12 protein-coding genes are annotated in these 12762 nt (G+C 65.9%); 4 read left to right on the top strand and 8 right to left on the bottom strand.

Annotated features, from left to right (window positions below; genetic code table 11):
• Positions 1-24: 24 nt before the first annotated feature.
• Positions 25-1092, bottom strand: coding sequence for an acyltransferase (locus FBX97_RS01455; RefSeq protein ID WP_185748437.1), 1068 nt, complete (start codon positions 1090-1092; stop codon positions 25-27).
• 246 nt (positions 1093-1338) lie between these two features.
• On the opposite strand from FBX97_RS01455, the gene FBX97_RS01450 reads away from it, so the two are divergent.
• The 3 genes from FBX97_RS01450 to FBX97_RS01440 all read left to right on the top strand — a co-directional run bounded on the left by FBX97_RS01450 (position 1339) and on the right by FBX97_RS01440 (position 5584).
• Entirely contained in the window at positions 1339-3144 is a 1806-nt protein-coding gene (locus tag FBX97_RS01450) for a cation:proton antiporter (protein ID WP_141828483.1), read from the top strand.
• A 113-nt stretch (positions 3145-3257) separates the two neighbouring features.
• On the top strand, positions 3258-4493 hold the full coding sequence (locus FBX97_RS01445; RefSeq protein WP_255517385.1) for a CaiB/BaiF CoA-transferase family protein: 1236 nt from the start codon (positions 3258-3260) through the stop codon (positions 4491-4493).
• Positions 4494-4516: 23 nt separating this feature from the next.
• A complete protein-coding gene (locus FBX97_RS01440) occupies positions 4517-5584 on the top strand; it encodes a hypothetical protein (protein ID WP_141828481.1) in 1068 nt (355 codons plus the stop codon).
• A 31-nt stretch (positions 5585-5615) separates the two neighbouring features.
• Here the strand turns inward: FBX97_RS01440 and FBX97_RS01435 are convergent, their stop codons facing one another.
• The gene (locus tag FBX97_RS01435; protein WP_141828480.1) at positions 5616-5942 is read right to left on the bottom strand and encodes a hypothetical protein; all 327 of its coding nucleotides are present in this window, start codon (positions 5940-5942) and stop codon (positions 5616-5618) included.
• A 244-nt stretch (positions 5943-6186) separates the two neighbouring features.
• On the opposite strand from FBX97_RS01435, the gene FBX97_RS01430 reads away from it, so the two are divergent.
• The gene (locus FBX97_RS01430) at positions 6187-7635 is read left to right on the top strand and encodes a M28 family peptidase (RefSeq protein WP_141828479.1); all 1449 of its coding nucleotides are present in this window, start codon (positions 6187-6189) and stop codon (positions 7633-7635) included.
• Here the strand turns inward: FBX97_RS01430 and FBX97_RS01425 are convergent.
• The 6 genes from FBX97_RS01425 to FBX97_RS01400 form a co-directional block, all read right to left on the bottom strand.
• Entirely contained in the window at positions 7628-8839 is a 1212-nt protein-coding gene (locus FBX97_RS01425; RefSeq protein WP_141828478.1) for an MFS transporter, read from the bottom strand. The two genes, FBX97_RS01430 and FBX97_RS01425, sit on opposite strands and share 8 nt — an antisense overlap.
• Before the next feature lie 80 nt (positions 8840-8919).
• The gene (locus FBX97_RS01420; protein WP_141828477.1) at positions 8920-10014 is read right to left on the bottom strand and encodes a patatin-like phospholipase family protein; all 1095 of its coding nucleotides are present in this window, start codon (positions 10012-10014) and stop codon (positions 8920-8922) included.
• 91 nt (positions 10015-10105) lie between these two features.
• Complete coding sequence (locus tag FBX97_RS01415; RefSeq protein WP_141828476.1) at positions 10106-10990, bottom strand: hypothetical protein; 885 nt, start codon at positions 10988-10990, stop codon at positions 10106-10108.
• 17 nt (positions 10991-11007) lie between these two features.
• Positions 11008-11790 (bottom strand): hypothetical protein, encoded by a 783-nt coding sequence (locus FBX97_RS01410; protein ID WP_141828475.1) that lies wholly within the window; start codon positions 11788-11790, stop codon positions 11008-11010.
• Positions 11787-12308: a hypothetical protein gene (locus FBX97_RS01405; RefSeq protein WP_141828474.1), complete on the bottom strand. Its 522-nt coding sequence runs from the start codon at positions 12306-12308 to the stop codon at positions 11787-11789. The genes FBX97_RS01410 and FBX97_RS01405 overlap by 4 nt, the downstream gene beginning before the upstream one ends.
• A gap of 20 nt (positions 12309-12328) precedes the next feature.
• On the bottom strand, positions 12329-12616 hold the full coding sequence (locus FBX97_RS01400; RefSeq protein ID WP_141828473.1) for a DnaJ domain-containing protein: 288 nt from the start codon (positions 12614-12616) through the stop codon (positions 12329-12331).
• Between the last annotated feature and the right edge of the window lie 146 nt (positions 12617-12762).

The raw sequence follows: 12762 nt of genomic DNA, 5'->3' as shown, positions 1-12762 counted from the left end.
AACCCGGACCTGGTCCGGGTTTTTTTATGCCCGCGCCAGCATCCCGCCTGCGGTTTCTTGCGCACTCGCGGGCTTGGCTGCCTTGACACGGCCACCGATCAGGAAACTGAAGGTGCCCGGCATGACGTACAGCGCCGCATGGTAGGCAAACGGCACGAAAGCGACCAGGAACAGGAAGGTCGGGATCGTGTATGCGCCCGCATCGAGCCCATTGTGCGCACAGAACATGTCGACCACGTGGATGAGCGGTACATGGGTGAGGAACAGGAAGAAACTGTATTTGCTGTACTTCTCGGCCCAGCGGCCCGGCTGCGTATTCAGCAAAAGAGAGGACGCCGGCCACACTGCAATCGGCGCAGTGAGATAAATGTAGACATAGTCTTCGATACGGTAGTAGATCGTTGCGATGCACACGGCGACCAGCATTCCCAGCGCAGGAATCGCCAGGCGATCGAAGCGTTTCAGGTTCCAGTTGCCGGCCGCCGCCATGCCGCCGATATAAAACAGCACGGCCATGGTGTTGCGGTTGACCAGGTGGCCGTCCGCATCGCTCATGAATACAAGCGCGAGCAGCATCAGGCCCAGCCAGGGCCGGCGCCGTATGGCGTAACCGAAAAGCGGCGCCATCAATACCAGGATGAACAGGTCACGCAAAAAGTGCAGCGCGAAGTTGAGCGGGAACCCGCTGTAACTGAAAATATAGTTGAAGCTGTCCAGGCCGGGCTTGCCGACCAGTAAATAGAGCGGTGCCCAGCCCGTGCAGTATTCGATCGCATACTGGACAGCGTAATAGACGATGTTAAAGAAGAAGAAAGGAACCAGGATCGTCCTGAGTTTCTTTTTGTAAAGCTTGGCCGGCGCCAGATCGAGCTTGCTTGAAAAAAGCAGGTAGCCGGAAATCGCCGTCAGGGTCGGAACGGAAAGCCGTCCCAGCTCATCCTGGAAGAAAAACCGGATGAGCTCATAGGTGTTCCCATAGTCGAGCTGACCGAGTGCCGGTGTCCCGATGTGGAGCAGCACGACCAGCATGATGAGGATAGTGCGTAGCATGGAAATGCGTTTGGCGATGGAGGCATCAAAAGCGGTTGTCATTCTTTGGTAAGTAATTTTATGGTTCGGAACTGACTTTGTTCCGGCGGAAAATTGCCAAAAATGGAATTGTTCAAGTAGAGCAAAAAACATGCCAAAATATAATTTTTGTTAGATAACAAACACATAGCAGTGTTTCCAGAAAATTGCCATGTATGCACTGTAAATAATGTCGACACGTTAGGCCTTCGGCATGCTGCCGCCGCCGGCCTGGGTCATCCTTCCACTTCGCTTCTTCAAGGCTTCTCCGTGCAAGAGCAACACGCCCTTCCCTTTCTGCGGGAAATCCTCCTGTTCCTCGCCCTCGCCGGCATCCTGATCCCGCTGCTCCAGCGCCTGCGCATCAACCAGGTCCTCGGCTTCCTCGCTGCCGGCGCCCTGTTCGGTCCCTTCGGCCTGGGGCGCATGGCGGCCGAGGTCGGCTGGCTGGGCTGGCTCACCTTCCCCAACAACGACAACGTCGCCATGCTGGCCGAGCTGGGCGTGCTGTTCCTGATGTTCATGATCGGGCTCGAGCTGTCGGCGGCGCGCCTGTGGGCGATGCGGCGCTGGGTGTTCGGCATCGGCAGCGCCCAGGTGGTGCTGTGCAGCGCCCTGCTCGGCGGCGCGGTGTGGCTGCTGCTCGGGCAGAACGCCGATGCGGCGCTGGTGCTGGGCCTGGTGCTGTCGCTGTCCTCGACCGCGGTGGTGATGCAGCTGCTGTCCGAACGCCAGGCCACCGGCACGCCGCTGGGCCAGGCCGCGTTCGCGCTGCTGATGCTGCAGGACCTGGCGGTGGTGCCGATCCTGATCCTGATCGGTGCCCTCGATAACAGGAGCACTGCGGGCTCGGGCAATGGCGTGTTATGGGTGGCGCTGGGTGCGATGGCCAAGGCGGCGCTCGCCATCGCCGTGATCTACCTGATCGGCGGGCGCGTCGTGCACCCGCTGTTCCGCGCCTTTGCGCGCCACCGCCAGCCGGACGTGTTCATGGCGCTGATCCTGCTGTCCACCTTCGGCATCGCCGGGCTGTCGTTCCTGGCCGGCCTGTCGATGGCGCTGGGCGCGCTGATCGCCGGCCTGCTGCTGGCCGAGACCGAATTCAAGCACGAGGTCGAGCTGATGGTCGAGCCGTTCAAGGGCCTGCTCATGGGCCTGTTCTTCATGACGGTCGGGATGGGCATGGATGCGCTGCAGATCGTGCAGGCGCCGCTGTGGCTGGGCGCCGCGGTGGCGCTGCTGGTGCTACTGAAGACCTGCGTGATCGCGCCGCTGCTGCGCCTGGGCGGTTTGTCCTGGGGCCGCGCGCTGGAAGGCGGCCTGCTGCTCGGCCAGGGCGGCGAATTCGCCTTCATCGTGATCGGCTACGCGATCGGCGCCAGACTGCTGGACGGCGCGCTGGGCGCACGCGTGATGCTGGCGGTGGGCCTGTCGCTGTTCGTCACGCCGCTGCTGGCGAAACTGGGACGCGGCATCGGCGACGCCTGGGAGGCGCGCACGCGTGCCCGCCAGGCGCAGGCCGACGACGCCGAACTGGCGCAGTTGGAAAATTCGGTGCGCGGGCGCGTGATCATCGCCGGCTTCGGCCGCGTCGGCCAGCAGCTGGCCAAGCTGCTGGCGGCCCAGGGCATCCCGTATGTCGCCTTCGAAAACGATGCGCGGCTGGTCTCGCAGCTGCATGCCGACGGCGTGCCGGTCTGGTTCGGCAATGCGGCCCGGCCCGAGCTGCTGCGGCGCGTGCATGCGGACGAAGCGCCGGCGATCGTGCTGACCATGGACCATCCGAATTCGGCGCTGCAGGCGGTGCGCGGGATCCGCCGCGAATTCCCGCAGGCGCGCCTGTTCGTGCGCTCGCGCGACGAGCGCCATGCGCGCATCCTGAAGCAGGCCGGCGCCAGCGTGGTGGTGCCGGAGACGCTCGAAGCCAGCCTGCAGCTGTCCGCCTTCGTGCTGGAAGCGATGGGGCTCGACGAGGGCATGGTCGACCGCATCGTCGACGACGAGCGCGATGCCTTCGAAGCGGCGTTGCTGCAGGCGACGCCGCACAAGCCGGGCTCCCGCCGGCAAGGCGCCTAGCGCCCGCGGCGGCAGGCCCCGGCGGCCCGGCGGCCCCGGCGGCCCGGCGGCCCGGCGGCCCGGCTATAATCTCTCGACAATAACCGAATGATAACGGGGACCGCATGCCATCCATGAACAATGCCGCGCCCAAGGCGCTCGGCCACATCCGCGTGCTCGACCTGTCGCGCGTGCTGGCCGGCCCTTGGTGCGCGCAGAACCTGGCCGACCTCGGCGCCGACGTGATCAAGATCGAGCGTCCCGGCACCGGCGACGACACCCGCGCCTGGGGCCCGCCCTACGCGCCCGACGCCGGCGGCAAGCCGACCTCCGAAGCCGCCTATTATCTGTCGGCGAATCGCGGCAAGCGCTCGGTGACCGTCGATATCGCCAGCGCGGCCGGCCAGGCGCTGCTGCGCGAACTGGTGCTGCACTGCGACGTGGTGCTGGAAAACTTCAAGGTCGGGCACCTGGTGCGCTACGGCCTCGATTACGCCAGCTTGAGAGCGATCAAGCCGGACCTGGTCTACTGCTCGATCACCGGTTTCGGCCAGGACGGCCCCTATGCCCACCGTGCCGGCTACGACTTCCTGGTCCAGGGCATGGGCGGACTGATGTCGATCACCGGCGAGCGCGACGGGCTGCCGGGCGGCGGACCGCAAAAGGCCGGCGTGGCCCTCACCGACATCATGACCGGTATGTACGCGACCGTCGCCGTGCTGGCCGCGCTGACCCACCGCGACCGTACCGGCGAAGGCCAGCACATCGACATGGCGCTGCTCGACACCCAGGTCGCGATGCTGGCCAACGTCGGCAGCAATTACCTGAACAGCGGCCAGCGTCCGCAACGCTGGGGCAATGCCCACGCCAACATCGTGCCCTACCAGACCTTTGCCTGCAGCGACGGCCACATCATCGTCACCGCCGGCAACGACGGCCAGTACCGCAAGTTCGTCGAGGCCGGCGGCCATCCCGAGCTGGCGCGGGACGAGCGCTTCGCCACCAATCCGCTGCGCGTGAAGCACCGCGACCTGCTGGTGCCGCTGCTCGACGCCATGGTGGCGACCAGGACGCGCGCCGAATGGATCGCCCTGCTGGAAGCGGCCGGCGTGCCTTGCGGGCCGATCAACAACCTGGACGAGGTGTTCGCCGACCCGCAGGTACAGGCGCGCGCCATGGCCATCGAACTGGACCACCCGCTGGCCGGCAGCGTGAAGCTGGTGCGCAGCCCGATGAAGCTCTCGGGCACGCCGGCTACGGGCGACGCCGCTCCGCCCGTGCTCGGACAGCATACCGACGAGGTGCTGGCCGGGTTGCTCGGCAAGAGTCGCGAAGAGATCGCTGCCCTGCGCGCGCAGGGCGTCCTGTAAATCCACCCATCCGAGGAGTGCCGATGAAGCTGTCCAAGCTGTTGCTCGCCCTTGTAGCCGGCAGCGCTGCCTGCCACCCCGCCCTGGCCCAGGAGGCGCCGCTTCTCGCCGGTGCCGTCGATTGCCGCTTCGCCCCGGTCCAGCCTGCGCCGATGGGGGCCGCCACCTGGAAGGGCAACTGCAAGGCCGGCTTCGCCGACGGCGACGGCGTGCTGGCCTGGCGCGACGAGATCGGCAAGGCATACAGGCTGGAAGCCACGATGGCGGCCGGCCAGGTGGCGGGCGACGCCAAGCTGGACTTTCCGGATGGCGGCGTCTACATCGGCACCTTCCGGAATGGCCTGCCGGATGGCTTCGGCTACCTGCGCCTGGCCGGCGGTCCCACTTACGAAGGCGGCATGCGCATGGGCGAGCGCAACGGCACCGGCGAGGCGAAGTACCCGAACGGCGACCGCTACCAGGGCGAGTGGAAGGACGGCAAACGTGAGGGCACCGGCGTGCTCCACTACATCGTCGGCGGACGCTACGAGGGTGGCTGGAAGAAGGACGAGCCGAGCGGCAAAGGGAAGATGGTGTTCGCCGGTCCCCCGGGACGTGAACTGGCCGTGACCGACGGCGTGGTGCCGGGGCAGCCGGCGGAGCCAATCGCCAAGGCCAGCTACACGCTCAAGACAGACGCCCTGCATACCCAGTTCCGGGATGACATCGTGACCAACATTTCGGTGCCGCCCAGCCTGCCCTACGACAAGCTGTCGGCCGACCAACAGGCTACCGTCAAGAGCTGGTTCCCGGCGCTGGCGCCGGGCGACGAACCGCCTTATCCGCTCGAGGGCCCGGAGGAATTTATGCGGACGACACAGCGCATCATCAGCGTGACGCGCCAGCAGGTGCAGGGCGTCATTTCAGTGTACGTGCTGGTGGGGACGGATGGCAAACCGGTCAGCGTGACGGCGATCGGCCTGGAGAACGCCGACGCGAGGAAGGCGATTTCGGTAGCGGCCGGCAAGCTGAAGTACAAGCCGGCCGTGTGTGGCGGGCAGCCGTGCCAGATGATGTATCCCTACAGGACGTCCTTCACCACAGGACATTAGGCCCACCGGCAGGCGGGCCCGCTGGCGTCGATCAGTGCAGCTTGTGCTTCAGGTCCGACAGTTCCGCGTGGACGCGGCTGACGGCGGCTTCCAGGTGGGCCGGCATCTGCGGCAGGCTGCGGCTGATACGCTTGGCTTCGTCGCCCATGTCTTCCAGGCGGTCGACGCATTCGATCACGCGCTGCTGGTCGTTCGACTGCATCACGCTCTTGGCCTGCTGGGCTTCCTGCGACAGCTTCTTGATGCAGTCGCGGATTTCGTTCGGCGCGTCTTGCGACGATTGGCAGGCCTGTTCGGCTTCGCCGATGGTTTGCTGAATATGAGTGAATCGCTGCTGGATTTCGTTTGCTTGCAACATGACGTTCTCCTTGCGTTGGGTTGGACTCATTCGCATCGGTGCGGTGCGAGTTAGCGAGGGCATATGGTAGTCCGGTCAGCGGGATGGTGGCGCACGTTCCGGCCGCCCAGATGCGCTAACTCTGCAGTAAATTGACCGAAATTTGCCGAAATTGACAGCAAAATCAGCACCTTGCAGGCTGCATATTGACCAGGAATACCCGTCATGCAATAGTGCCTTTCTTTTTCGATCACGAAAGTCACGCATGCGTTTTCGCGCCGCTTCCCTTCCCGCTGCCGCCGCAGTGTCCATCGTCTTGCTGGCCTCCAACGGCGCCGGCGCCCAGTCCGCCGACCCGGTGAGCGCGCGCATCAGCGCCCAGTCGCTGCGCGGCCACCTGTCCTTCCTCGCCTCCGACCTGCTCGAAGGCCGCGCCACGCCCTCGCGCGGCCAGGACCTGGCGGCCGAGTACATCGCGGCCCAGTTCCGCCGCGCCGGCCTGGAACCGGCCGGCAACGACGGCTATTTCCAGGTCTCGGACTGGAAGTACGCCGAGCGCGACATGAGCCAGTTCGCCTTCACCGTGCAGGCCGGCGGCAAGACCTTGAGCGTGCCGGCCAGCGCGGTCGACCTGCGCGTGCGCGAAGCGGTCAGCCTCAAGGATGCTGCGGTGGTGACCATGCCCTGGCTTGAGGCGATGAAGGATGCGGCGCGCGCCGACGGCAAGCTGCTGGTCTTGAGCATGCCGGCCGACCGCCGCGCGGCCTATGAAGACCTGCGCAAGTTCACCGGCAAGCCGGCGCTGCTGGTGCTGGTCGACGGCAGCCGCACCCAGGGCAGCGCCGCCAACGGCTGGCTGGTGGAAGAAGGCCCGCCGCGTCCGCGCGACGCCATGCGCAGCGTGGTACTGTACGATGCCCCGGCCGCGGCAGCCCTCAGCGCAGGAAACGCCACGGTGACGCTGAACGTGCCCGGCCCGGTCGAGCGCGCGGTCAAGCTGCGCAACGTGGTCGGCGTGCTGCGCGGTTCGGATCCGAAGCTGAAGGACACCTACGTGATGCTGACCTCGCACTACGACCACCTCGGCATCCGCAACGGCGACATCTACAACGGCGCCAACGACGACGGCAGCGGCACCGTGTCGGTCATCGAGATCGCTTCCAGCCTGGCGGCGCAGAAGACGCGGCCCAGGCGCAGCATCGTGTTCATGACCTTCTTCGGCGAAGAGCTGGGCCTGGTCGGTTCGCGCTATTACGGCAAGCACCCGGTGTTCCCGATCAAGGACACGGTGGCCGACATCAACCTGGAACAGATCGGCCGTACCGACGACAGCGAAGGCGCGCGCGTGAATGCCGCCAACCTGACCGGTTTCGACTACACCAGCATCTCGGCCACGCTGCAGCGCGCCGGCAAAAAGGTGGGCGTCAAGCTGGTCAAGCACCCGGTGAACAGCGACCGTTATTTTGCCCAGAGCGACAACCAGTCACTGGCCGACGCCGGCGTTCCCGCGCACACGCTGTCGGTCGCCTACGAGTTCCCGGACTACCACGGCAAGGACGACGACTGGGACAAGATCGACTACGAGAACATGGCGCGCATCGACCGCATGGTAGCGCTCGGCCTGCTGGACATCGCCAACAGCGGCAAGGCGCCGGCCTGGAGCGCGGTACCGAACGCGGCCAAGTACCTGGAAGCGGCGAAGAAGCTCAAGTAGTCGGTGCCGGCGCCGGCAACGGCGCCAGCCCGCGCAGGCGCAGGGCCACGGCCACGGCGCCGGCCAGCACGGCGCCCAGCAGCGCCACCACCCCGCCCCAGCCGGCATGGCCCCAGACCACGCCGGCCAGCCAGCCGACCACGCTCGATCCCAGGTAATAGAAGAACAGGTACAGGGCCGAAGCCAGCGCCTGTGGCGGCCGCGCGCGCCGCCCGACCCAGCTGCTGGCCACCGAGTGCGAGGCAAAGAAGCCGAAGGTGAACAGACCCATGCCGGCCACGATCGCGGCCAGCGCATTCGACAGCGTCAGCAGCAGGCCGGCCAGCATCGCCAGCATCACCATCCACAGCACGTTGCGCCGGCCCAGGCGGTCGGCCAGCTTGCCGGCCCAGACCGAACTGAAGATACCCAGCAGGTAGAGCACGGACAATGCCCCGACCGCACTCTGGCGCAGGCCGAAGTCCGCTCCCAGCAGGCGGTAGCCGATGTAGTTGTACATGCTGACGAAGGTCCCCATCAGCAGGAAGGACAGCGTGAACAGCCAGGGCAAACCCTGGTCGCCCAGGTGCTTGCGGGTGCCGCCGACCAGCGCGCGCCAGCCGCCCTGCCCCGGCTTCCAATTGGTCGAGGCCGGCAGGCTGCGGTTGAATTCCCAGGCCGCGTACAGCCCGGCCACGCCCATGGTGCCGATCGCGATGCGCCAGTCCCAGAAATCGCTGATGAAGGAAGACAGCACCCGCCCCGCCATGCCGCCGAAGGCGCTGCCGCCGATGTACAGGCCCATCGAGTGGCCGAGCGACGGCCCGTCGATCTCTTCGCTCAGGTAAGCCATGGCCAGCGCCGGCATCCCGCCCAGCAGCAGGCCGAGCAGCCCGCGCAGGACCAGCAGCTGGCCGTAGCTGTGGGTAAACGCCGCCATGAGGGTCAGGATGCCGCCGGCGAACATCGAGGCCGCCATCAGCGGCTTCCTGCCGTAGCGCTCGGACAGCACGCTCGAGGCCAGCAGCGACACCGCCAGCGCGCCGGTGGCGAGCGACAGCACCAGGCTGCTCTGGGCCGCGCTGAGGGCGAAATCATGGGCCAGCAGCGGCATCAGCGGCTGCACGCAATACAGCAGGGCAAACGTGGAAAACCCGCCGAAGACCATGGCGCGGTTGATGCGTTTGAACGCCGCGCTGCCGGCGGCGATGCGAGTGGAAGACATGGAGGATCCTGATTCTTTACAGCCAGATCATAGCTGACAATCAGGACCCCCATGTCCATACAGGCGCCAGGCCTGAAGCCTCAGGCCACGGCGCGCAGCTTCGGCTGCTGCACTTCCGACGGCGCGAAGCGCCCGGCCGCGGCGCGCCCGGCCTCGTAGGCGGCCTTGACCGCATAGGCCGAGAAGTCGTGGTCACCGCCCGCAGCGGCCGGCGCGCCTTCGATCACGACCACATTGGCCAGCGCCCGCAGCCGCTGCAGCCAGTGCCAGGCCGAGGCTGCCTTGTTGTCCGGGTGCGTCGCAGGGTCCTGGCGCAGGCCGCTGTCTGTCGGCAACTCGCGCTCGAGCTGCTTGAGCATGTCCGCGAAGCCGACCGGCCCCGCCTCGCCCCCGTACTCGGCCCAGAAGCGGTTTTCGTATTGCAGCGCCAGCGTGCGCGTCTGCACGTCGAGCAGGTTTTGCGGCAGCGGCAGGTTGCGGGTGGCGAACAGGTCGATCGTGAAGATCGGCAGGCTGTCGATTTCGTCAGGGTGCAGCAGGTTGAGCAGCGCGTCGAGCGGCGTGTTGCTGAACAGGCCGCCGTCCCAGTAGGCGCAATCGTCGATCTTCACTGGCGCGAAGCCGGGCGGCAAGGCGCCGCTGGCCATGATGTGGGCCGGGGTCAGGGTCTGCTGCACCGCGCGCAAGCTGTGCGAATGGCGGTGGGCGCTGTGCTCCAGGTGGTTCGAGAAGGTAGTCGGCCCGCCGGTCTGCAGGCTGGTGGCGGTGACCGCGATGCGCATGTGGCCAGGATTGTTGATCTGGTCGAAATCGAGATATTTCGCCAGCGTCGCATACATCGGCGTGGTGTCGCACAGGTTGATCCAGCTCGGCATCTGCAAGTAATCGGTACGCGAGCGCCAGAAATTCGGATTGCCGAACAGCGAGAGACTGCCCTGCATGTTTTCCGGCCAGAACGGCACGGTGTCGAGCGTGATGGCGCCCCAGATCGCGTCCAGGCTGGCCTTGATGTCGCCCTTCCTGGCGCCGGCGATCGCCGCCGCATTCACCGCGCCGATCGACACGCCGGTCACCGCCACCGGTTCCCAGCCCATGTCGACCAGCTTGGTCACGACCCCGTATTCGTAGGCGCCGAGGGCGCCGCCGCCTTGCAACACCAATGCCATTTTGCGCATGCTGATTCCTCCTCGCTGTTTATCGGCCTGTCAATCGGACTCGACAACCTTAAAAGGAATAGCTTTTACGACATTGATTTGGATCAAAGGGTTACGGATACTCGGCGTCGAGTTCCGAACCGGCGTAGTTCTCCAGCTCGACGAACAGCTGCTTCAGCGGCGTGTTGTCGCCGATGTGCTTGAGCAGCAGGCTGTTGCGGTAGCTGTCGATGCGCTCGGCGATGATGCGCTGGTGCGGCGCCGGGATGTTTTCCAGCATCCTGGCCCAGCCGGCCTCGTAGTCGTGCTTGCCGGTGCGGACCGATTGCACGAAGCGCTCGAACTCCTTCTGGCCGGTGCGCGCGACGATGCGGCCGCCGCCCTCGATGCCGAAGATCACCGCCAGCGCGATCACGCCTTCGGCATTCAGGTCCGGATCCTTGACCGCGCCTTCCCAGTGATGGCGGCGCAGCCATTCGGCGGCGCGCACGATCGCCTGCACGCTTTTGCGCTGCTGCAGCTGGCCGAGGTAGCGCTCGTAGCCGGACCAGGTCTCGCCCGGATCGGCCGTGCACAGGTCGACGAACAGTTCCTTCAGGCGCCGCTGCGAATACACCGGGTCCTTGTCGTACTCGCCGACCAGGGTGTCCTCGGGCAGGGCCGACAGTTCGCGCACCAGCCGGAAACCCTGCTGGAACACGACTTCGGCGCCTTCCGAGAGCAGCAGGCCGAGTCCGGCCTGGTCACCCACGGCTTCGTCTTCCTCGTCCTCGAGCAGATGCTCCAGGCCGAGCGAGACGCCGCCGATGGTCAGGAGCTGGGCGCGCTGGATGCCTTCTGCGGTGCGGTCGTTGGTGAACTTTTCCGCCACCATCGCCGTAATGCCGGACAGCTCGTCGGCCAGGGCCGCGGCCTCTTCGTTACCGGCGCGGCTCGGGAGCAGCTTGATGGCGCGGATCAGGCGCGGCAGTCTTTCGATGACGATCGCAGGCAACATAAAGGTGTCTGCTCCGCTCACGAGAAGATGTCCGTGCCCATGCTGCGGCGCGGGCTGCGGCGCGGCTGGGTGCGTACCGACGGCACCTGCTTGCGCAGGCGGTACAGCAGTTCGCGGGTGCCGCGCTGCTGGAATTCCGATTCCTCGTCCGGATCGTCCGGCAGCTCGACATCGGCCAGGTCCTGGGTGTTGCGGTATTCCGGGAACAGCTCGAGCAGCGAACGCTGCCAGCCGTCCTCGCTGGCGCGGGCCAGGTCGATCGCCAGCGGCACGATGTCGCTGTCGGAGGTGGTGTGGATGTTGCTGTGCGGGCCGCGCACGTTGATCTCGCCCGCCACTTCCAGGATCTCGCGCGGCGCCAGCGACCACAGGATCGCGAACGCGGTGGCGCCGTGGTCGGTGCTCGATGCGGCTTCCAGCAGCTCGTTGCGGCGGTCCTCGTCGTCGGTGGCATACACCACGCCGTGGATGTGGTTGAACAGGCCCTCGGCGAGACGCTCGGGGTCGTCCTCGATCATGTCGTCAGGCCAGGTGGCCGCCAGGAAGGCCAGGCTCTCGGCCCAGGCCTTGGGCGGCACCAGCATGGTCGCCAGCGAGGTCTTGGCGCCGTCGAAGCCGGCCAGGTGCAGCGCGGTGACCTGCGGCGGCAACGTCGACAGCACCTCGGCCACGGCGTAGTCGCCGTGCTCGTCGGCCGCCTGCGAGAACGCTTCCTCGGCGTGCTGGAGCGATCCCGACAGCACCAGGTCGGTGACCTGCTGGGTCAGGGCCGGCAGGTTGGCTTTGTTGTCGTCGCTCATTCGCGATCGCCTCCATCCTGGTCGAAGAGCTGGGTGAAGTCGTCGCCGACCGCGGTTTCGTCGAGCTCGTCGTCGTCGCCTTCGTCGTCGCGGGCCAGCTGGTCGAGCGACTGGTCGTCGTCTTCCCAGCGTGCCTGGTTCTTGTACAGGAAGGCGGTGACGATGGCCTGGCGCGCCAGCTCGGGGTGGTTCGCGCAGATGGCTTCGTACATGGCCTTGCCCTCGCCCTCGTCGGCGTCGCAATTGGCCATCGCGAACACGCGCGCCGGATCGCCGCTGCCTTCATAGTCCATGGCTTCGCGCACCAGGCCCTTGGGGTCGGTGAAGCGGATGCGGTCGACCAGCGCGAAGGCCATCATGTTGACGTCGTCCAGGCCATTGCCGTCGGCATACTCGGACACCAGCGCCTGGACCATCATGTCGTAGTTCTTGCGGTTGGGCGGATCGCCCAGGGTGCCTTCGATCTGGCCTTCCAGTTCGCGCGACTGGAAAGCAAATTCCGGATGTACTTTTTTCATGTTTGGATTCGCAATCTTGGTTAATGCAGGGTCACGCCATTCAGCGCGAACAGGGAACGCCAGAGTTCGAACGCTTCTCCTTCGGCGTCGAGCACGATGCGGTGGTTGACGCTCTGGTCGTATTCGTCGCGCTTGGCGCGGTCGGACAGGATTTCGTAGGCCTTCGTCACGGCCTTGAAGCGCGCTTCCGCGCCCGGCGCCTGGTTGCGGTCCGGGTGGTAGCGCATCGCCAGCGAGCGGTATACCTTCTTGATCTCGTCGTCGGTGGCGTTCGGCGCGACGCCGAGAATCGCGTATAAATTTTCCACTTGAAACTCTCCGGCAGTGCCCAGATAAAAACGTTAAACCGGGATTATCCTATAGAAAGCGCCGGCTTGACAGGCTGGCCATGGATCCCGATTCTTCCCAGTATCAGGCGCACGATTTGGGCGAACCGTGCGCTTAACCACATAAG

Source organism: Herbaspirillum sp. SJZ107, from assembly GCF_006715485.1.
Classification (GTDB): domain Bacteria; phylum Pseudomonadota; class Gammaproteobacteria; order Burkholderiales; family Burkholderiaceae_D; genus Telluria.
Note: the sequence above shows the minus strand (reverse complement) of the source record. Positions and strands in the feature narration are given on the sequence as shown.